We start from the raw sequence: 21,416 nt of genomic DNA on the forward strand, positions 1-21,416 counted from the left end.
ACACGCCGTCACCGTGTGGGCGGCGCCGGTCTCAGGAACCGGCGGTCTCTCGGAACCTGGCGGTGACCTCCTCGCGCAGGCGCACCGCCCGGGGGTCGGTGAAGTCCTCGACGACCTCCGCCGCCTCGCGCCAGTGCTCCCGGGCCGCCTCCGTGTCACCGGTGGCGGCCACCGCGTCGGCCAGTCGGTCCAGGCAGACCGCCAGCCTCCACCGGTCCCGGTACCTGCGGTAGGCACTCGCCGCCTGCCGGTGGAAGCCCGCTGCCTCTCCCGGGCGGCCGAGCTCCTGGTAGACCTCGCCCACGCCCTCGAACGCCTCGGCCTCGCGCACGTGGTCGGCGATCCTGCGGTGCAGGCCGGCCGCCTCGTGGAAGGAGGTGAGAGCGTCCTCCATGTGCCCGAGCAGCACGTGGACCCTGCCGAGTTCGAGGAGTGCGAACCCCTCCCGGACCGGCTGGTCGAGGTCCTGGCCGATCTCCAGGGCCTGCTGGGCGAAGGTCAGGGAGCGGTCGGCCCGGCCGAGTTCCCGCCAGGCGGCGCTCAGGGAAGTCAGGCAGGCGAACTCGCTCATCCGGTTGCCGGTCTCCCGGTGGACGCCGATCGCCCGTTCGGCCAGGGCCGTCGCCTCCTCCGGCCCGCCCAGTTCGAGGCGGCAACGGACCAGGTTCCCGAGGACGATCCCCTCCCAGAGCCTGTCACCGAGACCTCCCACGGCCTCCAGCGCCCGCTCGAGGTGGTCGCGCGCCTCGCCGAGCCGGTGCCCGCGCAGGTGCGCCAGGCCCAGGGCGTTCAGTGACATGACCACGCCGAGTCCGTCGCCCAGTTCCCGGCGCAGTTCCAGGGCGCACCCGTGGTGGGTGACCGCCTCGTCGGGGCGGTTGGCCTGGTTGCAGGCGATGCCCAGGCCCTCCCACAGGTCGGCCTCGGCTGAGGGCCGGTGCTCCCGCCGCACCGCCTCCAGCCCGAGGCGGACGCTGGCGATCCACTCCGCACCGAGCGTGTGGAAGGCCGGGAAGTGCCGCAGGACGGCGGGAAGCCGCCAGGCGAGGCCGTCCAGGCCGCTGGCGGCGGCCACCTCGATCGCGGTCGTCAGGTTCCTCCCCTCCACCTCGAACCAGCGCACCGCGTCGGTGTGGTCCGTGAACACACGAAGATCGTCGCGCGCCGCTCCGGGGAGGATCTCGTCCGGGTCGGGGCGCCGCAGGTTGGAGTCCATCAACGGGAGCGCGGCGTGCGCCGTGGCCAGGTACCAGGTCAGCAGCCGGTGCAGGGCCTGGCGTCGGCGGTCCGGCTCCTCCTCGTCGCGTACCTGGTCCGTCGCGTAGGAGCGGATGAGGTCGTGGAACCGGTACCGGTCGGGGCCGGTCTGTTCGAGCAGGTGGGCTCCGACGAGGATGTCCAGGGTGCGCCGTGCCCGGCGCATCGGCAGGTCCGCCAGAGCCGCCGCCGCTCCGGTTCCGAAGTCCCGGCCGGGATGCAGGCCGAGCAGTCGGAACAGGTGTGCGGCGTCCTTGGGCAGGGCCCGGTAGGACCAGGCGAACACGGAACGGACCGTGCCCGCCTCCTCCTCGTCATCGGTGGCGAGGGCGTCCCACAGCGCCGACTCGTCGCGCAGGTCCTGGATGAGGTCGCTCAGCGGCATGTACGGGCGGCTCGCCGCGCGTTCGGCGGCGATCCGCAGGGCCAGCGGGAGCTGCCCGCACAACCGGGCCAGTTCCGTCACCTCCTGCGGATCGTCCCGCGGCCGGTGGCGGACCGTGATGTGCTCCAGGAGTTCCACGGCCTCGGCGGGATCCAGGGACCGTACCGTGAGGCGCTGCGCGCCGTCCCTGACGACCAGGCCGGACAGCCGGTCCCGGCTCGTGATCACGACGACGCAGTCGGGGGAACCGGCGAGCAGCGGGCGTACCTGCGCCGCGGACGAGGCGTTGTCCAGCAGGATCAGGACGCGTTTGTCCGCCAGGAGGGACCGGTGGAGGGCGGCCCGGCTGTCGGTGTCGGGGGGAATCGACTCGGCGGAGACCCCGAACGCCCGCAGGAACCGGTCCAACACCTGGTCGGGGGACAGGGGCAGCCCGGGACCGTAGCCCTGGAGGTCGACGTAGAGCTGGCCGTCGGGGAAGTGGTTCCGGACCCGGTGGGCCCAGCGCAGCGCGAGGGCCGTCTTCCCCACACCCGCGGTACCGGCGATGACGTGGATCGCGGCCGCGGAACCTTCGTCCGAATCGCCCGCGCCCGCTCGCGTGTGGGTGCTGAGGATGTCGAGCTCACCGGTACGGTTCACGAATCCGCGCACGTCGCCGGGCAGCTGTCGGGGCACGGGGGTGGGGGAGCGGTCCGCTCCCCGCCCGTGGAAGTGGACCCCACCCCGGACGTCCCGTGCCTGAACCGCGCGGCCGGACACCTCCGCCATCCGGGACTGTGTGCCGCCCGACGCGTTCTCCTCCGGCCCCTCGCCGGGGCGAGGCGGTCCACTATCGGGCACAGGCGACTTCCGCCCCGCCCACCTCGCGGACGAAGTAGTCCTCCAGGACTTCGGCGGTCGCGTGGAGGGCCGCGATCTCGGACCGGCACCTGGTCGTGACGGCCGGGTCGGTGAACCGGATCGCTCCTTCGAGTACGCCCTGCGCGTCGTAGAGGATCTTGTAGGTCACCTCGTCTCCGAGGGTGACGATCTCCGGAAGGGGACGGTTCCGCTCGAAGGAGGCGAGGCGGCTCGGGGAGACGACACGGATGTCCTCACCGCACTGGGCCCGTACCCGCAGGGAATGCAGTTCCCAGAGGAGGTAGGTGGGGAAGGGCTTGGCCACGACCCGCACCCGGCGAACACCGCACCCCGCCTGGGCGAGGCGGGCGAATTCCTGCCGAAGGGCGGGGCGGTTGTCCTCCAACAGGCGCAGGGACTCATCCCGGCGCCCGTCGAGAAAGGCCATCCAACTCCTGCTTTCCGGTTGGTGGAACTCCTGCTGCCGTTCGAGCTTGTAGACGTCGGTGTCCCTGAGCGAGCGGAATCGGTTCCGGAAGTCGGCGGAGTAGTCGGTGCGCGCCAGGTGATCACCGGGAAGGGAGTCGATGGTGTCAAGCATCGGGGATGTCCGATTTCGCTGAGATCAGTGTGGAGCGGGGGATGACGACGAGCCGTTCGTCGTCGGCGATGGCGGCTCCGCCCGGAAGCCGATGAGCGTAGGAGCGGGTCAGGTCACGGCCGATCACGGCTATGTCGCCATTGGAGAGCTCCCAGATGTCAGGACAGCCGTCGACGTGGTCGGTGTTGCCCAGATCCGCTGGTGAGCTGCCCAGTCTCCGTGTCATGGCCGCAGTGGGATCCGCCTCCCAGGGGCGTGTCATCGTGAGCCCTTCCGCGCACTGTTCGGGGGGTGCGTACGCCCGTCAAAAATAACACGAGAACATTCATTCCTTGGGTGATGATCGCGTTGCTCGTGGTTACCTTTGCCTCTCCTGCCTGCGCGGATTTTCGCCATTCGTGTGGCCACAGTTGGTTATGTCGCAAAAAGTACAGGCCATGAGGTCTGTGATGGCAAGGGTGTGATTCTCTTTTTGGTGCCGTGGTGGTATCTGTTGGTGGATTCTCCGCTGGCGGCTGCGCCATGTGTTCGAACCAGCGGTGTGGAGAGAAGAGCGCAAGAGTCCTTGGTCCTTGATTTCCGCTGTGTGGGGCATGCGGTGGCCGTTTCCGGCCACCCGGCGGCACTGACTTCCGCTCGTGAGAACCGTTAGTGTCACTGCCCGGTCACCCATCCCCTACCTGAAGCAAGGAGCACGGTGCCTGCCGAACGGATCTGGCTTGACGTCCCGTACGCGGAGAAGGACCTGGCGAAGGCGGAGGGGGCGCGGTGGGATCCGCGGGTGCGCCGCTGGTACGCGCCCCGGCCGGGGATCGCGGGACTGGAGCGCTGGTCGGCCCGGCCCGACATCCCCGACCTGCTCCCCGGGGAGGACCGCTCGCTCGGTTCGGGGCTGTTCGTCGACCTGGTGCCCAGCACCTGCTGGTTCACGAACGTGCGCTCGTGCGTGTCGCAGCGGGACTGGGAGCGGCTGCGCCGCATGGTCGTGGACCGTGCGGGGCAGGTGTGCGAGATCTGCGGGGCCGCCGCCGACCGCGAGGCGCGGCGGTGGTTGGAGGTGCACGAGCGGTGGACCTTCGACGAACGCTGCGGGACGCAGACCCTGCGGCGGTTGATCTGCGTCTGCACGCCCTGCCACACCGTCACCCACTTCGGCCTCGCCCAGGTGAAGGGGATCGCCGCCGAGGCGATGGCCCATCTGATCGCGGTGACCGGAGCCTCGCCCGAGGCCGCCCAGCGCCACGTCCGCGAGGCGTTCGTGCTGTGGGAACGCCGATCAGGAGTGGTGTGGGAGCTGGACCTGGGCATGCTGACGGCGGTGGGGATCACCGTCCAGCCTCCGCCCGACGCGCTGCGCCGGGCGGAGCAGGCCCGGGCCGAACTCCAGCGCCAGCGTTCGTCGTGGTGACGGTGGACGGGGGCTCGGTGGGTCTGTCGGTTCCCTCCGCTAGCGTGGCCCGGCACGCGACGCCCCGCGCTGGCGGAGGAAAGGAACCACCCCCATGCCCCGAGCCCACCTCCGGGTCGAGAGCCCGCTTGGCGCCACCGGCCCCGCTCTCGAACTGCCTGCCCTTCCCGACCGGATCTCCGTACGCGAACTGATCCGGACGCACGTGCGGGAGGAGGTCGCCCGATACAACCTCGACCGGTCCCTACCCTTCCAGGGCCTGGTGGCCCCCACCGCGGCCGAGCGCCAGCTCAACACCGGGGACCGGCGGACCGAACGGCCGACCGTGGACTGGGAGGAGCAGGCCGACCTGGCCGAGCGGGCCTTCGAGAAGCAGCGGTTCGTGCTCATCGTCGGCGACCGCCAGGTGGAGTCCCTGGCCGAGAGCGTCGACCTGACCGGCGAACCCGAGATCGTGTTCGTCAGGCTCATCCCGCTGGCGGGGGGCTGACCATGACCGGGACCACCAGCGAGGCCGCGGCCCCGCCCTTCGCCTCGATCACCCCCTCACCCGCGGCGCTGGAGTGGGCGAAGCGGACCGCCGAGGAGTTCGCCCGGGGCTTCGAGGCTACGGAGAAGCATTCCTGGGCGTATCGGAGGACGCGGCCCGAGCAGATCGAGGAGTTCCTGGGCCGGCTGCATGACCCTGGCCTGCCAGAGCTGATCGAGGAGTGCGACCGGGTCGCGCGCGACCACCATGCCTCTGGATGGGGTTGGCGGATGGAGAGGGTGTCCGCGCTGGACGCGGGCACCCCGCTGCGCGAGGTGATCGACCGGCATGACGGTGATCTGAGGGTGCGCCTGGCGCTCTGGTTCATGCTGAGCTCCCTCCATCCCCGGCCCGCCGCAGTCGACGAGAACGGATACCACGACGGTTACTTCTCTCGCTTCCACAGTCACGGCGCCCGAGCCCTGGCCAAGAAGATCCCGCTCTGGAACGCCCCCATGCTCTCCCTGCTCATGGACGCGGAGGCGCACGGTCTCATCGGCCCGGACACCCACATCGGCATCTGCGAACGGGTGGAGGATGAGGTCCTGGCCCCGTGCACGCAGCAGTTGCAGGAGTACCGGGCCCGCTGTCAAGAGCGTGGGATGCACCTGTTCGGATTCGATCACGACCGGCCCGAGGCTCCCGGACGCGGCCTGCTGCTTCTCCTCCGACTGGGCGCCGTCCTGGAGACCGGCTACGTCCTGCCGGAAGGGGACCCGTTCGGTGATGTGCTGCGTGCGCGCGAGCCCGAACTGGCCACCCGTCCGGGGCTGGCGGAGCTGTTCGTCTCCCTGCTGATCCCGCCGGGTGCCCGGCCCGACCGCGAGTGGTGCGCCGGGCTCCGGCGCAGGTTGGCCGTGCTTCCCGAGGCGGAGGACGCGGTGCGGCGCCTGATCGGAGTGGTGCTGTGCACGCCGAAGGCTGAGGAGGGGGACCACTACGGTTCGAGCACGGCCTACTTCCTGCACCACGTGCACAACATCGTCAACGGTTTGGCGTGGGCGGTGGAGGAGCTGGCCTCTGAGTCCGACACCTGGTCGCTGCCCCTGCTGGAACGGCTGGCGGTGTTCACCGGGACCGGGCCGGGCGGCTCCAAGCTGCTGCGGTCCGAACGCACGGCCTCGGCCTGCGTCCGCATCCTGGCCGCGCGCGGCACCGACGAGGCGGTCGCCGCCCTCGCCCGGATCCGTGCGCGGGTCAAGAAGAAGACCCTGTCGAAGGTGATCGACAAGGCCCTGGGCGAGATCGCCGACCGGCTGGGCATCACCGGGGAGGAACTGCTGGAGCGCACCGTCCCCGACTTCGGGCTGGACCGGGACGGGGCCCGGACCGACCTGCTGGGCGAGCACCCGGTCACCGTGGCCCTGGGCGCGGACGGTACCGCCGCGCTGGGTTTCGTCTCCGCGAAGGGGCGTCCCGTCGCCAGCCCACCCGCGGCCCTTCGGAAGTCGCATCCCGACGAGGTCAAGGCACTGCGGGCCGAGCTCAAGGAACTGCGTCAGGTCGTGGCGGCCGAACGGGTCCGCCTGGAGGGGTTCCTGGCCCAGGGGCGTGTGTGGGACGCCGCGTCCTGGGTCCGCCACTACCTTGACCACCCGGTCACCGGGACGCTCGCCCGACGGCTGCTGTGGGAGGTGAGCGGGGACGGCGGCCGGACCTGGGTGTGCGGGTTGCCCGAGGTCGACGGCGACCACTGGCGCCTCCTCGACCCGGACGGGGCCGTGGTCGCCCGCACCGCGACTCTGGACGACGGCGCCCGGGTGCGGCTGTGGCACCCCGTACGGAGCCGACCGGAGACGGTGCACCGGTGGCGGGGCATCTGACCGACCGGGAGATCGCCCAGCCCGTTAAGCAGGCGTACCGGGAGATCTACCTGCTCACACCGGCGGAGGAGGCCACCCGGGTCTACTCCAACCGGTACGCCGCCCACATCCTCAGGTACGGCCAGGCCAAGGCCCTGCTGAACGAGCGCGGGTGGAGCGTGCACCAGTTGGGCGGCTGGCACGGCGGTGAGGACGGCCCCGCCGAGTGCGTCTACACCGACCGGGAGAGCGGAACCTCCTGGCAGGTCAGTCTCGACATCGCCGTGGCCGACGATGAGTTCGATCCCGTCCGGTACTGCGGCACCGACCAGGTCCGCTTCCACCCCGCGGGCGAGCGGGAACCGGTCCCGTTGGCGGAGGTGCCGACACTGGTGCTGTCCGAGGCGATGCGCGACGTGGATCTGGCGGTGGGGGTGTCCTCGATTGCCGCAGACCCCCAGTGGGTCGACCGGGGGGAGAGCGCTCACCTGCGCTACTGGCGTGAGACGGCCTTCGGTGAGCTCACTGAAAACGCGGTCGTGCGGAGGGAGGCTCTGGAGCGTCTGCTGCCGAGGCTGAGCGCGGCCGACCGGCTGGAGGTCGACGGCCGCTTCCTGCGGGTGCGTGGAGACCTGCGTACCTACCGGATCCACCTGGGCAGCGCCAACATCCTGATGGAACCGGACGACTCCTACCTCTGCGTGGTGCCCTCGGGGAGGGAGAAGGGTCCGGGTGTGTTCCTGCCCTTCGAGCAGGACGGCGGCCGCCTGGCGTTGATCCTGTCCAAGGCGCTGATGCTGGCCGAGGACAGCGCCATCGAGGACGTGAGCATCACCAGGCAGATCCGCCGCGGACTGGACGGGTAGGGGAGCGGGAAGCGTCGGCGGGCCGTGCCCGGACGGCACGCAGCGGACCCCGGCCACGGAAGGGGCCGGGGTCCGCTGGGTTCGGGATCGGGTGATCAGCTGCGGGCGGCGGAGAGGAAGGCGTCCCGACTACCGGTAGGTGTGGTTCCTCCTCGCCCACGACCTCAGCGGCAGCCGCTGGAACGCCGACACGTAGACCACCGCCGCCACACACCACGCACGTGCTGTGTCTCTGAACTGACAAGGGCTCCGGAGAGCGTTGCAGTGCTCTTCCCGGGCCCTCAAACCCCGACATTCGAACTGACCATGGTGGGAAAGCGGGATCGATGGCGCATCCTATCCCCGCACCCGGACCTTCCAGCGGCCCGATGCCCGGTCCCTGCCTCGACGCGACCCGCTCATCGGACCATTCTGTCCCCGTTGTGCGCACAGGTTCGTTCTGACTGGCCTCTTCCCCGGGACTGGACGAGGTCCCCGACGCCGAGACCCTCGCTCGCGTCCTGGACAGGGTTCCCGACCACCACTGAATCCGACTGAGCCCAGGCGGTGCGGTGGTGGCCAGCCATGGGTCGGCTACCACCGCAGCACCCCTGGTCAGGCTTTCGAGCCAAGGTGACCGTTCGAGCCCCCTGCGGTCGAGCACGGCCTCGTGGCCAGCTCCGGCCACGAGGGGATGGCTCTCCGCCCAGGTGGTGAGAACTCTGTGTGACATCGGAACTCTCGTCGTGGACAAGGGGACGGGCCGTATGAACAGGCACGGTTTCGGCGGAATGGTCACCGACGCCCAGTGGAGTCGGCTGGTGTCCGAAGCCGTGCGGAGACCGTTCACGGAGGGGGAGACCCTGCTGCACCAGGGAGGCACCGACAGCGGAGTCCACCTGGTGTTGAGCGGCCGTACGCGGGTGGTCTCCGTCCAGGAGGACGGAACATCCGTGCCGCTGGCGTTCCGGACGCGCGGCGAGGTTCTGGGCGAGGGTTCCCTGGCCGGTGGAGAGCGTGGTGCCACGGTCACCGCTCTCGGCCCGACGACCACGGCGTTCCTGACCTCCCACCGCTTCCGTCGACTCTTGGACGACCTCGGTCTGGAGACGGCTCTGTGGCGGAGCATCCTCATGCGCCAGCGCGAGAGCGACCAGATGGTCCAGCGTTCGCTCCTGCCCGCCGAGCGCCGTCTGCCCGCGGCCCTGGTCCATCTGGCGGGGGTTCTCGGAGAGCCGACCCCTCCGGCGATCACCGACGGGCCGGGGACGGTCGGGGAGGGCAGCCTGCTGCGTATCTCCCTCGCGCAACGGGATATCGCGGACTTCGCCGGCATGTCCCGGACCTCGGTTCATCTCGCCTACACCCGGTTGAAGGAGAGCGGGTTGATCCGTACAGGGAGGCAGTACGTCGCGATTCGCGACCTGGCGGCGCTCAAGGCTCTGGCGCGCGGAGACGACAACGCGTGATGTGTCCTGCGCCACGTTCCTCGCCCTGTGTTCAGAACTGAACACAGTCACACACCTTCCACCAGGAACCTGGGGGCACACGCCTGGCGGACGGTCGGGCAGAGGCGAGGGAGCCCTCATGGAACTGGACGTGTCACGGCTCGGTCAGAGCGCCCCGCTGCCGCCCTACCGCGCCGTTCTCGCCGTGGACATGGAGAAGTTCAGCCGGAGCAGGCCGCGACACCAACAGATCGTCGGAGAGGTGATCCCGCAGGTTCTCCAGGAGGCCCTGATCCGTGCGGGGATGGCACGCGTCTGGGAGGACGCGCGATTCCCCCGGCACGGAGGTGACGGTTACGTCCTGGGAGCCGACCCCGAACACCTTCCGTTCCTGCTCAGCCCGTTCCTCGAAACCCTCCAGACGGTTCTGGAGGAGGTCCAACCCCAGTTGGCGGTGTTCGACAGGGAGTTGCGGATGCGGTTGCGCGCGAGTATCGACGTCGGCCCGCTGCCCGACACCGGCGGCCGAAGCGCCATCGACGCGATGGGGGAGGCGATGATCACCACCCACCGCCTCCTCGACTCCGACCCGGTCAAACGCGAACTCGCCACGTCGCATCCCGACACCACGCTGCTGGCCGCGATCATCTCCCGACGTGTCTACGAGGACGTGGTCCTGGGTGGTTTCGCGTCCGTCAACGAGAGCCGCTGGCGCCCGGTCCACGTCAACCTGCCCGACAAGGAGTACCGCGCCGAGGGCTACCTCTTCGTTCCCACCCCCTCCTGGACCTCCGCGATCGGGGAGGACTCCGAACCGGTCCAGGACGGCTCGGACCGACGCGGAGCCCCGGAAGACACCTCTCAACGGCGACCCGCCGCCGACCAGAACGCCGCCGCACCGGGAACCGCGAGCTCCATCGGCACCAACCACGGACAGGCGATCCAGACCGGGGTCCTGAACGGCGGCGTCACCTTCGGGAGCGACCCCGGTGAGCGGTGACGGACCCCTGCCCCTGGAAGGCGTGCCGCCCGAGGATCCGGACGACGCGCCCGACTCCCCGCACGACCAGCCACCGGAGGACCCGTCCCAGGAGTGGCCGTCCGGTCAACGCGTCGACGAGAACTACGGGCAGGCCGTCAACGCGGGGAACATCAACGGTGGCGCCCACTTCCATGAGTACCGCGACTACACGGGGGAGGAGACGACTCGTCGACTCCGCAGGGCCACCAGGGTCAGCCAGGCCAGGATCGACGACGTCCTGGAGACCTTCTGCCCCGCCGACGCGCGAGCCTATGCGGCGTTCAAGGCCGAGCTGGGCCGCCATCACACCGGCGTCATCACCGGTGAACCGGGCACGGGCAGGGCCATGACCGCCATCCACGCGCTGGCCACGCTCCGTCCGGACGTACGGGTCCAGGAGGTCGTGGCCGACCCCGACGCCCGCGACGCCGGGCTGACGGGACTGGTGGCCAAGTCCGCGCACTCACGCCTCCTCGACCTGACGCACCTGCGTGAGCCCACGCACCTCCAGAAGGCGGGAGTCAGGGCACTGGCGGAGGAACTCCGCGAGGTCGGCGCCCTCCTGGTCGTCATCGCGCGCCCACGCGAATGGGAGTCGGAGGAGAGCGAGCATCGTGCGCGCCTTCGGATCAAGGAGCCCGCGAGAACGGAGGATGTCTTCCGCCGTGCCATGTCCCGTTCCCAGGGGTCGGTGTGCGCGGACCGCTGGTCCCGTGACTCCGGCGTCCGGACCGTCCTGGAGGGAGCGGGACCCGTTCACGCCATCGAGCTCGTCCGCACGGCGGAACGGTCGACGCCACCGGAGCCTCCCCTCACCGAGGACGACCTCTCCGCCTGGATCGAGCGGACCCTCAAGGCGTTCTCCGACGCCACGGAGGAACTGCGCGACTGGTTCAAACGGCACGATCAGGAGACCGAGTTCCGACGAGTGCTGATGGAGGCCGTGGCCGTGTTGGAGGGGGCCTCCACCACGACCGTGGTGCACCAGGCCCACCGGCTCGCGGAGCGGTGGCGGGTGCCCTCGGTGTGGCGCACGCCCATCTCCGGTGAGGGGCTCAGTTCCCACCTGAGGGAGATAGGGGCCCATACGCGCGCGGACCGCGTGTGGTTCAACCGCCCCGGCCGCGGTGCCGACGCCCTCGACTACCTGTGGCGGGAACACCCGGACGCGCGCGCCTTCCTCCAGGACTGGAGCTGGGAGGTCGCTCCTGACCTCGACTGGCAGGTCAGGGCGGAGATGGCACGCCGCTGGCTGGACGTGGCGGTTCGGCACCGGGCCCCGGCACCGATCGAGTCGATGATCGACCAATGGGGCGGCAAGCACTCCCTGATGTGGGCCGCTGTTCCGGCCGTCGCGGAGGCCGCGGTCAGCCCCGAACTTGGCCCCGCGATCCGGTCCCGGCTGTACCGCCGCGCGACGTCCCGCGGGGTGTCCCTGCACGACCGCCTGGTCGTGGAGGTGTGCCGGGTGTACGGGCGCGTCCAGCCCGGCACCGCGCTGACCCGGCTGGGGCATGTGGCGGACAAGGCCCCGCAGGCGTGGGAGGAGTCGTTGCTCCAGGCACTGGAGGACATCGCCGCCGAACCCGGAAACCACGCGGTGGTGCTGGAGGAGCTGTCCGAGTGGGCCGGCCAGGAGGAGAAGGCGCGCAGGGCGGTCGTCGCGGGTCGGTCCCTCACCCGGATCCTGTGCCAGGGGGACGGGAGGTCCGGCGTCCTGGGGGCGCTCCGGTCGGGTGAGATCGGTACGGAGCCGGTGGCGGCGGCGTGGGTCGCCGCGAGCAGTGCCGACCCCCGGGTGGGGAGGGCCGTGTGGGCCTGGTGCGACGCCCTGTCGGGGGTGGGCCCCGCCGACGCCCAGGGAGCTGTGGTGCTGCTGCACGCGGCCGGGGCTGACCAGGATTTCGGTCTCGTGCTGAGGCGCTCGGTGCGGCGGTGGCGGCACGTGCACGAGGCCAGCGCACCCGTGATCGAGGAACTGTGGCGTGTGCTGGAGACCATGCGAACTGAGGAGGAGCAGTGATCGGTCGACTCCTGCGTCGGTGGTGGGGAGTGGAGACTCCCGCGTGGAACATCGCGTTCCGGGTCCCGGACGAGACACGGACCTTCCAGGCCAGGCTGCCGAGCAGCACCGAGGGAATGTGGTTCGACGCGTCCTTCGAGATGACGGTGGCGTGGAACGGGGTGGGCGCCGCGGAGCGGACGCGTGCGCTGGCGCGTGTCCAGCGCGAGATCATCCGGTCGGCCTCGGAACGCAGTGCGGTGTTCGCGCTGGGGGACCGGGGCCAGGCCGGAGCGGACATCGCCTGCGCGTTGATCGATGAGGGAACCTTCGGGCAACGGGAGATACGGGAGGTCGCGGTGGGCGTGGGGCTGTCAGCCGATCCCGAGGACCTGGCCCTGGAGCGGGAGAGGGAACGGGTCGGGCAGCGCAACGAGGTCCACACGGCCCTGCACAGGGCGCGCATGCGCCGTGTGGCGGAGCTGCGCCGGGACGTCCTCAGCGATCCGGTCGTCGCACGCGTGTGGTGGTTCGAACAGCATCCGGGCCGCCTGAACGAGCTGGAGAGCGCTGGTCTGGCACTCGACCTCATGGTCACCCGGCCCGAGGACGTCGTGCCCCCGGAGCGCCCCGCCCCCGCCGCCTCGCATGGCGATCCGGTCCTGGACGCCTTCCTGCACGGTCTCGATGAGTGGGAGGTCTCTGACGTCCTGGACCGTCTGACGACCATGATGGAGGGCCTCGATCGGGACGACCTGGCCGACCGGCTGCGCGAGCGGTGGGCCACGGCCTGACCGGGACCTGACCCCGGGGCGCCGGTGGGGACGGCGCCGGTGCCCCGGGGTCTTCAGGTAACCCCTCCTGTCAGCGCGGATCCTGGAGGAGGGTGCCCGCTCTCCCTCACTGCTTCCAGCCGCTGATCTCGTGCCCGCACAGGGCAGGCGCGGCCCCGGCCACCGTCCTGAACGGTGGAGGGCCGAGCTCCCACAGCCAGATGCGGGAAACTCATCCCCGGGTGGGTGCATCCGGGCGTACGGACTGGATGGGCCGACCGGTCTCCTTCACACGCCAGAAGTCCCAACCATTGCGCGACGGGGTGATCGCGTTGCCCTCCTCGTCCCTGGCCAGGTCGGGGTTGAAATGCGCGATCACGGCGCCGGCCGCGCTGCTCGGGGATTCGAATTCCTCTTCGTCCCATGGGAGGAGGTGATCGTGAGCCGACCGGTCCCAGGATCGAGGACACCCTCCGCGCGGTGCCTCAGATACGTGGTGTACACACTGATACCGGGAGAGTCACGGTCCTTCAGGGTGAGAGGGAGGTCCGCTGCCGTGTCCGCCCACGACAGCAGTCGACGCACCGCACCCGTGCGGTCGGTCCCGAGCAGGGAGGCGATGGCGCCGAGCGTCCGGTGGTCCTCACGGGAGACTTCGATCTGCGGCATGAGCCCAGGACCTCAGGCACAGGACATCCGTGCGCCACGTTGGATCCGCCTCATGCCCCGGGAGCACCCCCGTGCCCGTCCTGCGCGCACCCCTCCTGTCGACGCGGTCGCGCCGCACGGCTGTCCCTGTTCGGCGGCCACCGCGCGGAGTTCGCCCGCGAACACCTGCGCGCCGCCTCCCTCCAGGCCCGCAACCCCCACCTGCTCATCTGGTTCGGGGAGTCCACGCTCTCCTACTGGATCGCTGGTCCCACCGGCCTGGCCGAAGCCTCCGGCCCTGACTCCCTCACACGCATCCTCGAACACGTCCCGGCCAGCCTCTGATCGGCTGCGACCCCCCGGCGGTGGCCGTGCCCGGAACCGGACCGGTCACCGCCGACGAAGGCCTCGGCGCGGAGCTCCGCCTCACCCGCTTTGACCTGTGCGGAGAACCGCAAGTACGTTCTACGTCGATCGTCGCCTATGTCCGTCCAACCCAGTGGAGCACCAAAGTGAACAGTGAAGCCGTCGAGCAGGCGGCCGCCGTCCCCGGATGGTTTCAGGACAACCTCGATCTGCTGGTCGGCGTCCCCCTGCGGATCCTCCTCATCATCCTCGGCGCGCTGATCGTCCGAGCGGTGGCCAGGCGTGCGATCTCCCGCGCCGTGGAACGCCTCCTGCAGCCCTCCGAAGGGGAGAACGCGCCGAACCGCTCCGCCCGGGGGCCCGCGGTCCTCCAGCGCGACGCGTCCAGGGCCAGCGAGAGGCGCCAGCAGCGGGCCCGCACCATCGGTTCGGTGCTCAGCAGCTTCACGACCATCGTCGTCGTGGGAACGGCCCTGGCGATGATCCTCGACCAGGTCGGCATCGCCCTCGGCCCCCTGCTGGCCAGCGCGGGCGTGGTCGGCCTGGCGATCGGCTTCGGAGCCCAGAGCCTGGTGGCCGACTACCTGGCCGGCATGCTCATCATGATCGAGGACCAGTACGGCGTCGGTGACGTCGTCGACCTCGGCGAGGCGGTCGGCACGGTCGAGAGCGTGGGTCTGCGGCTCACCCAGGTCCGCGACATCAACGGCGGCCTGTGGCACATCCGCAACGGTGAGATCCAGCGGGTGCGCAACGACAGCCAGGACTGGGCCCGCGCCGTCCTCGACGTCTCCGTGTCCTACGAGTCCAACCTGGAGAAGGTCTACGAGGCCTTGGAGCAGACCGGTCGGGAGATGCGCAAGGACCCGCAGTTCGAGGGCATCCTCCTGGAGGACCCGTCGATCTGGGGTGTGCAGTCGCTGGACGCGGACGGCGTCGTCGTGCGCTTCGTCGTCAAGACCGTTCCGCTCGAGCAGTGGGCCGTGACCCGTGAACTGCGCCGCCGCGTGAAGGCGTCCCTGGACGCCGCGGGAATCGAGATTCCGTTCCCCCAGCGCACCGTCTGGATGCGCACCGACGGCGGTTCCACCGCCTGACGGGACCACTCGCCACGGCGAGCGGCCGCGACGCGATGGTCACGCACGACGGATAGGCGTGCGTGGCCATCGTCGTGTTCCGGCCCGAGTCCGGCCACCGGGCTCGCCCCGGACGTCATCGCGGAGGGCCGACGCCTCTCCGGACGTCCTCCGCGGTCAGGGAGTCCTTCCCGCCCGGACACCGCAGACTGACCGCGTCCGGGGTACCGGGGTCCACCTCCAGGAGTCACTGTGGGTGGCGGTGTGTTCGATCCGCCGCCACCCCCACGGAGGTTTCGTGCGACACAGCGCACGGTGTGAACTGGCGACCAGGCCCACATGCGTCTGCACCGCCTGCGGAGGAAGCCGACACGGATGGCCCGGCCACCTCGCGCGTGCGGGGGGAGATCCACAGGAGATCAGGGGGCTGGGCGAGGCCGCCGAACGGCTCTGGTGGGAGCAGCGGAGACGGCACAGGGAGAAGGGGCGCAGGGCGCCCACGCCATACCTCCGGAGGGCCGGGGGAACCGTGGTCCTCGCCGCCCTGGTCGCCTGGCTCGCGGACGAGGCGGCGACACGGGAGCGGATCGGTGCACTCGGAGCCGGGCTCCACGGCGAGGTCTTCGACCGGGACCTGCGCCGGTACGCCTCGCGGCGCGCCTCGACCGACCCGGCCTTCGCGGATGTCGGGAGGGCGATCGTCGGTCACTTCTGGTGCGACCTGCTGGTGGAGATCGCGAGGGCGGTCGACCTGGGCACCGACCACCCCGAACGGGTGCCGCGGGCCGCCCGGGCGGCGTTGTTCGAGGGGTGGGAGACACCCCTCTGGGACCGGGTGCAAACGGCGCTGGCCGGGGCCGCCCTCGGATTCCTCTGGGCGTGCTTTCAGCGCCTGCCGTGGTTCCTGGGCGCCGATCCGCGGGCGCTGGCCCCGCAGCTGCGCGTCCTCGGAGTCCTCATCTGCCCCGACCCCGGGGTGCATCCCAGGGTCGCCCAGTGCGCCCTTCGCCCGCTGGTACTGGACACCCTGGGCGGGACGCTCGGGGTCGACCTGGAACCCGGCTGGCTGTGGGGGCCGGAAATCCTGAGGCCGGTTCCGGACCGGGGCGGCCCCGCGTCGTAGCACCCGTTGGGTCCACCCGAACCGCGTCCCCGCACAGGTGTCGCGTGGTAGACCTTTGGGGCCGAGCACCGACATGGGAGCGTGTATGAGGGCATGGATCGTCCGGGCCGGGTCCAAGGGCGAGTGGGAGCCGTGGGCCCTGGAGAACGGCTGCGCCGCCGTCGGTTTCACGGGCGTCCCCGACCTTTCCCCCTCGGGCTCCCGTGAGGACGTCTTCGAGCTCCTCTCCCGGGCCTTCCCGACGGACGGGGAGAACCGGCTGCGTACCCTGGCGGCCCAGCTCTGGGCGTTCCGGTCCCGTATCCAGCTGGGCGACCTCATCGTGCTTCCGCTCAAGACCCGGTCGGCGATCGCCGTCGGCCGGGTCACGGGGGAGTACGAGTACCGTTCGGCCAACGAGCCCGGATGCCGCCACGTGCGCAGGGTCGAGTGGCTGCGCGACGACGTCCCCCGCTCCGCGGTCCGCCAGGACCTGCTGTACTCGCTCGGCGCCTTCCTCACGGTCTGCCAGGTCAGGCGCAACGACGGCGCGTGGCGGATCGACCAGGTCGCCCGGCGGGGGAGCGATCCGGGGGCGCGTACGGGAAAGGGGATCGTGCCGGGGGCGGAACCGAACGGCGACGCCGACGAGGGCGAGACCAGCGACGTGACCGCCGTGGCCTTCGACATCGAGCAGCAGGCCACGGACCGGCTGCGCAGCCACCTGATCGAGACCTTCGCCGGTCACCGGATGCAGGAACTCGTGGCGGCGGTCCTGGCGGCCGAGGGGTTCCACTGCACGACTCCTCCCATGGGCCCGGACGGCGGCATCGACGTCCTGGCCGGGACCGGTCCGCTGGGGCTGGGGTCGCCGCGCATCGTCGTCCAGGTCAAGAGCGAGGCCAAACCGGTGGGCGCGCCCGTCGTGCAGCAGTTGCTCGGCGCGGTGGGTCAGCACAACGCCGACCACGGCCTCCTCGTGGCCTGGGGCGGGGTCACCCGGGAGGTCGACCGCATGCTGATGGGACACCAGTACTTCACGCTGCGGATCTGGCAGGACAAGGACCTCATGGACGCGATCTTTCGTACCTACGACCGCCTGCCCGAGGAGATCGTCAAGGACCTGCCGCTCAAGCGCGTGTGGACCCTCGTGGAGGAGTCCGGCTGACAGAGGCGTCGCCAAGACGACCCGAACCGTGTTCTCCCTGCCCTGACAAGGATCCTTCGGGAAGGAGACGAGAGCGCACGGATCCGGACTACGTCGGGCTTGGGTCCGCGTCGTGCGGGCCCTGCCGGAACACCTTCTTCCTGTGCCAGGAGAGCGCGGCTGGGGCGGGTCGGTCGGCCTTCGCTTGGGGCAGGTCCAACGGTCGTCCCTCCAGGGCGGTGTACTCCTTCACCCCGTCGGAGGAGTGCTCGTGCAGACGGGGGCTCACCTGCACGGTCATCCTTGGGGAGATCGCCAGGTAACCCTGGTCGAAGAGCTTGTGCACGTCAGCGCGCAGCAGAAGGCCGTTGTCGAGCCGGTGCAGGCCGCCATGGCTGACCGGGTGGATGTGCGCGGCCTCCAAAGCGGGACGCACGTCGACCCCGGTGATCGCGCACCGGCCCTCGTAGGCGTCCAGGAGTCTGAGTTTGAACGCCTCCTGTCCGAGGCGCTGACGTACGAGGCGTCCCTCTCCGCGCGTGGGTCCGTCGAATGACCAGGTGGCGGTGGAGGGTGCTCCCTCTTCAGCCGGGGCGCCCCCGCTCGCGGACAGCACGCGTTCGACGATCGGGGCGAAGTAGTCCGCCAGGGCGGAGGACTCGATCGCGTCGTAGCCCTTCCCCTGGACGAGGTTCTTCCTGAAGTCCGGTGGAGGCGGGAAGGTTCCCTCTTCGGGGAAGAAGACGGGGTCGCGCAGCATGATGCAGCCGATGAGCGGGTCGTCGTGTGGGCCGATCGGGGGTTTCTTCTCCTTCAGCCGGTAGCCGTTGAGCGCCGCGCGCAGTTCACCGAGGCCGCGCCTGCCGTTGCCCTCTCCGAAGGCGGCCCACGCCTGGGAGAGCGGAACGCGGGCGAAACCGCTGAAGACGGCGCCGCCCACGATCCTGTTGTGCGGATAACGCGTCTTGAACAGGAACAGGTCGCCCAGACCGATGCGTCCGAATACGGCGTCGGACGAGGGCCGCCAGAAGTTGATCTCGGTCAGATGGGGGCGTTGGGCGAGGAACTCGGCCCAGTCCTGGTCAGTCACTCCGACAAAAGCCTTCATGTCCGACATGATCGCTTATTGGCGTTCGCTGGGTGGCCCGAAAAGGCGTTCCGTGCTCCTGATGACCGACGATGGCCGGAAGCGGTCACGCATCACCACCGCCCTTCGCCTCGACGTTCTTGGGGGATGACGGGAGCACGGTCATCACCACCAGGCGGTGCGGCGGGTGTTTCTTCCCTGGAGGGCGGGAGCCGATGGTGAAGTCGGGGAAGACCACATGGCGTAGCGGGAGCGGCCGGTGGACGCACGACCCCCAGGCCGAGCGTCAGCGGCGACCGTTCGGCTGAGCCCGACTTCGAACACGAGAACTTCCGCTGTCGGAGTTCCGGTGCGGCGTCGGACACCACGGCCCGCGCCACGTCGAGTCGCTGTCCGGTTCGCGTGCCCAGGATGACTCCCGCGCGGAAGCTGCGCGGTGACGTGGCCAAACTGGACAGGCTTCTCACAGAGGCCCGGACGGCGGCGGCCACCAGGCCGGAGGCGGCGCGACGCATCTGCGGGCGGGCTCTGGAGATGCCGCAGAAGGCACCACGGAGCAGGACGTCCGCGGGTGACACATATGAGGAGGCCTTCCGGAAGGTACTGGGGCAGTCCCAGAAGCCCGGCTCCGGAAAGCGCCGGAAGTCAGCACGGCGCCGAGGTGCGCGCACAGCGCAAACCACGGAGCTGATGCCGAGGCGACGCGGTCGGTCCGGCAGGGCGGGACGTTTCGCTCCCGAACGGATGCCGCGAGAACGTCAGTGCGGACCCGGCCGGGCGCGACGTCCACCTCTCATCGTTGCGAAGGCCCGATGGCGGCACCGCCCGTCCAGGCCGCCCTCACATCCCCCGCCCCTACCGGCCCTCACCCCCGGCTGCGGGCCTTGTGGGCGGCCCTCCGGGCCACCTTGGCCACCCGCCTGTCCGGGTGCAGCCGCCCCAGGGTCTCCAGCGCCGGGACGGTCTGGGGGTGGTCCACCCGCCACAGGTCGTCGGCGGTCTCGAGCACCATCCGCCCGATGGACCCTCCGTCCGCCTCCTCGTTGAGGGCGAACAACGTGCTGACCTGGTACTCGCCCAGTTCCATCGGCCCGGCGACGGTGTCGATGACCATCCAGGGGCCGTGCTCGCTGAACATCCGCCGCCCCTCCTCCCGGGAGAGCGCGTCGGAACTGAGCAGCGCGCTGGCCGCGAGGCCGACCATGGTCCTTCGGTCCGATCCGAGCAGGGCGCGCAGCGCGGGCGCGGTCCGCTCACCCAGCGAGTTGAGCACCATCGCGCCCAGGGCGCGGCGCGCGGCCCCGTGGCCGGTCGGCGCCGCGGCGGCCTCGGCGATCTCCCGCACCGCCTCGTCCGCCGTGCGGTTGGCCGCCCACGGCGTGACCTCGGCGGTGTGGTACTCCCTCGGCAGCGCCGCCAGCGCGTCGAGGAGCTCGTCCGCCCCGGCCGTGGCCAGGGACCCGCTGAGCGGTGCCGGAACCCCCCAACCGAGCAGGAGCTCCCGGGTCCCGAACCGGCCCAGGGGGGTGAGCGCGACCGAGCAGTCGATGACCCCGTCCGGGTGCGCGGCCTCCTCCTCAGCCTGGTCGGGGACGCGTGAGCGGGTGTGCCCCGGCCGGTACAGGGCCGCGAGCGGCGGGGGAGTGCGGTCGGTCAGCCGCACCGCGCCGATCCCGGCGAGCTCGTGCACCGCGGCGTAGAGGATCTCGGTCATGAGCTCCTCCCACCTCTCGGCGTCCGGGGCGGGGAAGAGGCTCACTCCGTCTTCCCGGGGGACCAGCGCTCCGGCCAGCTCGCCGATGGGGAACTCGGTGCCGTCGGGCGCCTCGTACAGGGAGCGCAGGGTGGGGGGAAGGGCGTCGGACCCGTCGATCCCCGAGCGGCGGTAACCGCCCGGGGCGGGCGGACCCTCGATGACCGCCTCGAACAGGTCCGTCCACAGGTCCAGCACCCGTTCGGGGTCCGCCTCCAGTCCGTGGACCGCGCCGGTGGGGCGCGCGGTGGTGGCCCGTACCTCGACCAGACCCAGCTCGACGGCCGCCTCCCAGGGCAGCAGGAAGTCGAGGAGGTCCCTGGCGGTCCGGCTGTGCCGCAGGGCTTCGGCGCGCTCGGCGGCCTCCTCCTCGGAGACGACCGGCCACAGGTCGAGTTCCTCGACCGCGGCGCGGGCGTCGGCGGGGCGGGGCACGCCGGTACCGGTCAGTTTCCGGCTCGGGGCGATCCACCGGGCCAGCCGGACCGCGCCGCGCAGCAACGGGGCGTCGAGGGCCGTGCGGGCGAGCTCGTCCGCCGGGGGGAGCGTCACCGGCCGGGCGGGGGCGGCGCGTGCGGCGGCGTCGGCGGGCTCGTCCAGGGGCAGTGCCCCGACCGCCGCGCGCAGCGCCTCCCCGATCTCTCCGACCTCGAGGTCGTCGGGGGCGAGCAGCCCCACCCAGGCCCGCTGCTCCTCGGCCTCGCCGTGGGAACCGTCCTGGATCTCGTCGGGATGGTCACGCAGGTGGCGCAGGTGTTCGTACCCCTCGGCGCCGCCGCAGTCCTCGGGCGGGCAGCCGCCGTGGCCGTCCAGGAACCGCGGGTAGACGGTGTCGGTCGCGGCCTCGCCGACGTCCTCCACGGTGATGGTGTGCCGCCAGTCGTCGCCGAAGTCGTAGCCGTAGGTGCCCTGGGAACCGGGGCGCCGCAGGACGTCACCGACCCTGGCCGCGCGCTCGTCGCGGTCGGGGGGACCGAACCCGGGATGGTCGTCCGCGTGGCCGCTGTAGCGCCGTCCGCCGAACTCGAAGGTGTGCAGGTGTTCGTCGTTCCAGCCCATGACCGCCTGGATGACCGTGTGCAGTTCGTCGAGGCGGGTGACGGAGGGTACTTCGACGCGGCGCCACACCGGAGGGTTGGTGCCGTCGAGGGCGATCGTGAGCCGGTGGACCCGATGCGACGTTGCGCGGCGTGCCATGCCCTCTCCCTGAGGCTTGCTGCGGTTCGGTGCTCTCAGTTCTAGCGGTCGGCCTCGGGGAAGCACGGCGGTTTCGGGAAATCCGCGCGGAGAAGGGCACGAGACGGGTTCCGCGCGGGTCCGACG

General features: G+C 70.9%; 16 protein-coding genes and 1 pseudogene. 12 read left to right on the forward strand and 5 right to left on the reverse strand.

What is annotated here, in order from left to right:
• Positions 1-31 precede the first annotated feature (31 nt).
• The 3 genes from KIK06_RS04390 to KIK06_RS04400 form a co-directional block, all read right to left on the reverse strand.
• A complete protein-coding gene (locus KIK06_RS04390; protein WP_268642006.1) occupies positions 32-2,413 on the reverse strand; it encodes an ATP-binding protein in 2,382 nt (793 codons plus the stop codon).
• Between the two features lie 61 nt (positions 2,414-2,474).
• Positions 2,475-3,086, reverse strand: coding sequence for a DUF6879 family protein (locus tag KIK06_RS04395; RefSeq protein ID WP_268642007.1), 612 nt, complete (start codon positions 3,084-3,086; stop codon positions 2,475-2,477).
• Positions 3,079-3,348: a hypothetical protein gene (locus tag KIK06_RS04400; protein ID WP_268642008.1), complete on the reverse strand. Its 270-nt coding sequence runs from the start codon at positions 3,346-3,348 to the stop codon at positions 3,079-3,081. Before KIK06_RS04400 ends, KIK06_RS04395 begins: the two co-directional genes overlap by 8 nt.
• Before the next feature lie 435 nt (positions 3,349-3,783).
• Here KIK06_RS04400 and KIK06_RS04405 point away from each other — a divergent pair, with 435 nt between their 5' ends.
• The 12 genes and pseudogenes from KIK06_RS04405 (at position 3,784) to KIK06_RS04455 (ending at position 17,274) form a co-directional block, all read left to right on the forward strand.
• A complete protein-coding gene (locus KIK06_RS04405) occupies positions 3,784-4,494 on the forward strand; it encodes a DUF5710 domain-containing protein (protein WP_268642009.1) in 711 nt (236 codons plus the stop codon).
• A 94-nt stretch (positions 4,495-4,588) separates the two neighbouring features.
• Complete coding sequence (locus tag KIK06_RS04410) at positions 4,589-4,984, forward strand: hypothetical protein (RefSeq protein WP_268642010.1); 396 nt, start codon at positions 4,589-4,591, stop codon at positions 4,982-4,984.
• Positions 4,985-5,625: 641 nt separating this feature from the next.
• A pseudogene (locus tag KIK06_RS29320) lies at positions 5,626-6,941 on the forward strand (DUF4132 domain-containing protein); the annotation flags it as partial.
• A 291-nt stretch (positions 6,942-7,232) separates the two neighbouring features.
• Positions 7,233-7,691, forward strand: coding sequence for a DUF7737 domain-containing protein (locus KIK06_RS29325; RefSeq protein WP_442789817.1), 459 nt, complete (start codon positions 7,233-7,235; stop codon positions 7,689-7,691).
• A 746-nt stretch (positions 7,692-8,437) separates the two neighbouring features.
• Positions 8,438-9,139, forward strand: coding sequence for a Crp/Fnr family transcriptional regulator (locus KIK06_RS04420; RefSeq protein ID WP_268642011.1), 702 nt, complete (start codon positions 8,438-8,440; stop codon positions 9,137-9,139).
• Positions 9,140-9,257: 118 nt separating this feature from the next.
• Positions 9,258-10,118 carry a hypothetical protein gene (locus KIK06_RS04425; RefSeq protein WP_268642013.1) on the forward strand — a complete coding sequence of 287 codons (861 nt, stop codon included), beginning with the start codon at positions 9,258-9,260 and terminating at the stop codon, positions 10,116-10,118.
• Positions 10,108-12,162, forward strand: coding sequence for a hypothetical protein (locus KIK06_RS04430; RefSeq protein ID WP_268642015.1), 2,055 nt, complete (start codon positions 10,108-10,110; stop codon positions 12,160-12,162). Before KIK06_RS04425 ends, KIK06_RS04430 begins: the two co-directional genes overlap by 11 nt.
• Positions 12,159-12,935, forward strand: coding sequence for a hypothetical protein (locus KIK06_RS04435; protein WP_268642016.1), 777 nt, complete (start codon positions 12,159-12,161; stop codon positions 12,933-12,935). Before KIK06_RS04430 ends, KIK06_RS04435 begins: the two co-directional genes overlap by 4 nt.
• Before the next feature lie 687 nt (positions 12,936-13,622).
• On the forward strand, positions 13,623-13,907 hold the full coding sequence (locus tag KIK06_RS04440; RefSeq protein ID WP_268642017.1) for a hypothetical protein: 285 nt from the start codon (positions 13,623-13,625) through the stop codon (positions 13,905-13,907).
• A 167-nt stretch (positions 13,908-14,074) separates the two neighbouring features.
• A complete protein-coding gene (locus KIK06_RS04445) occupies positions 14,075-15,025 on the forward strand; it encodes a mechanosensitive ion channel family protein (protein WP_268642018.1) in 951 nt (316 codons plus the stop codon).
• Between the two features lie 508 nt (positions 15,026-15,533).
• Positions 15,534-16,127: a hypothetical protein gene (locus KIK06_RS04450; protein WP_268642019.1), complete on the forward strand. Its 594-nt coding sequence runs from the start codon at positions 15,534-15,536 to the stop codon at positions 16,125-16,127.
• Positions 16,128-16,212: 85 nt separating this feature from the next.
• Positions 16,213-17,274 (forward strand): restriction endonuclease, encoded by a 1,062-nt coding sequence (locus KIK06_RS04455; protein ID WP_268642020.1) that lies wholly within the window; start codon positions 16,213-16,215, stop codon positions 17,272-17,274.
• An 88-nt stretch (positions 17,275-17,362) separates the two neighbouring features.
• Here the strand turns inward: KIK06_RS04455 and KIK06_RS04460 are convergent, their stop codons facing one another.
• Together KIK06_RS04460 and KIK06_RS04465 are read right to left on the reverse strand one after the other, a co-directional pair.
• Complete coding sequence (locus KIK06_RS04460; protein WP_268642021.1) at positions 17,363-18,361, reverse strand: HNH endonuclease; 999 nt, start codon at positions 18,359-18,361, stop codon at positions 17,363-17,365.
• 844 nt (positions 18,362-19,205) lie between these two features.
• Positions 19,206-21,290: a plasmid pRiA4b ORF-3 family protein gene (locus tag KIK06_RS04465; RefSeq protein WP_268642022.1), complete on the reverse strand. Its 2,085-nt coding sequence runs from the start codon at positions 21,288-21,290 to the stop codon at positions 19,206-19,208.
• Positions 21,291-21,416 lie beyond the last annotated feature (126 nt).

This window comes from Nocardiopsis sp. EMB25 (assembly GCF_026797795.1).
Lineage (GTDB): Bacteria > Actinomycetota > Actinomycetes > Streptosporangiales > Streptosporangiaceae > Nocardiopsis > Nocardiopsis lucentensis.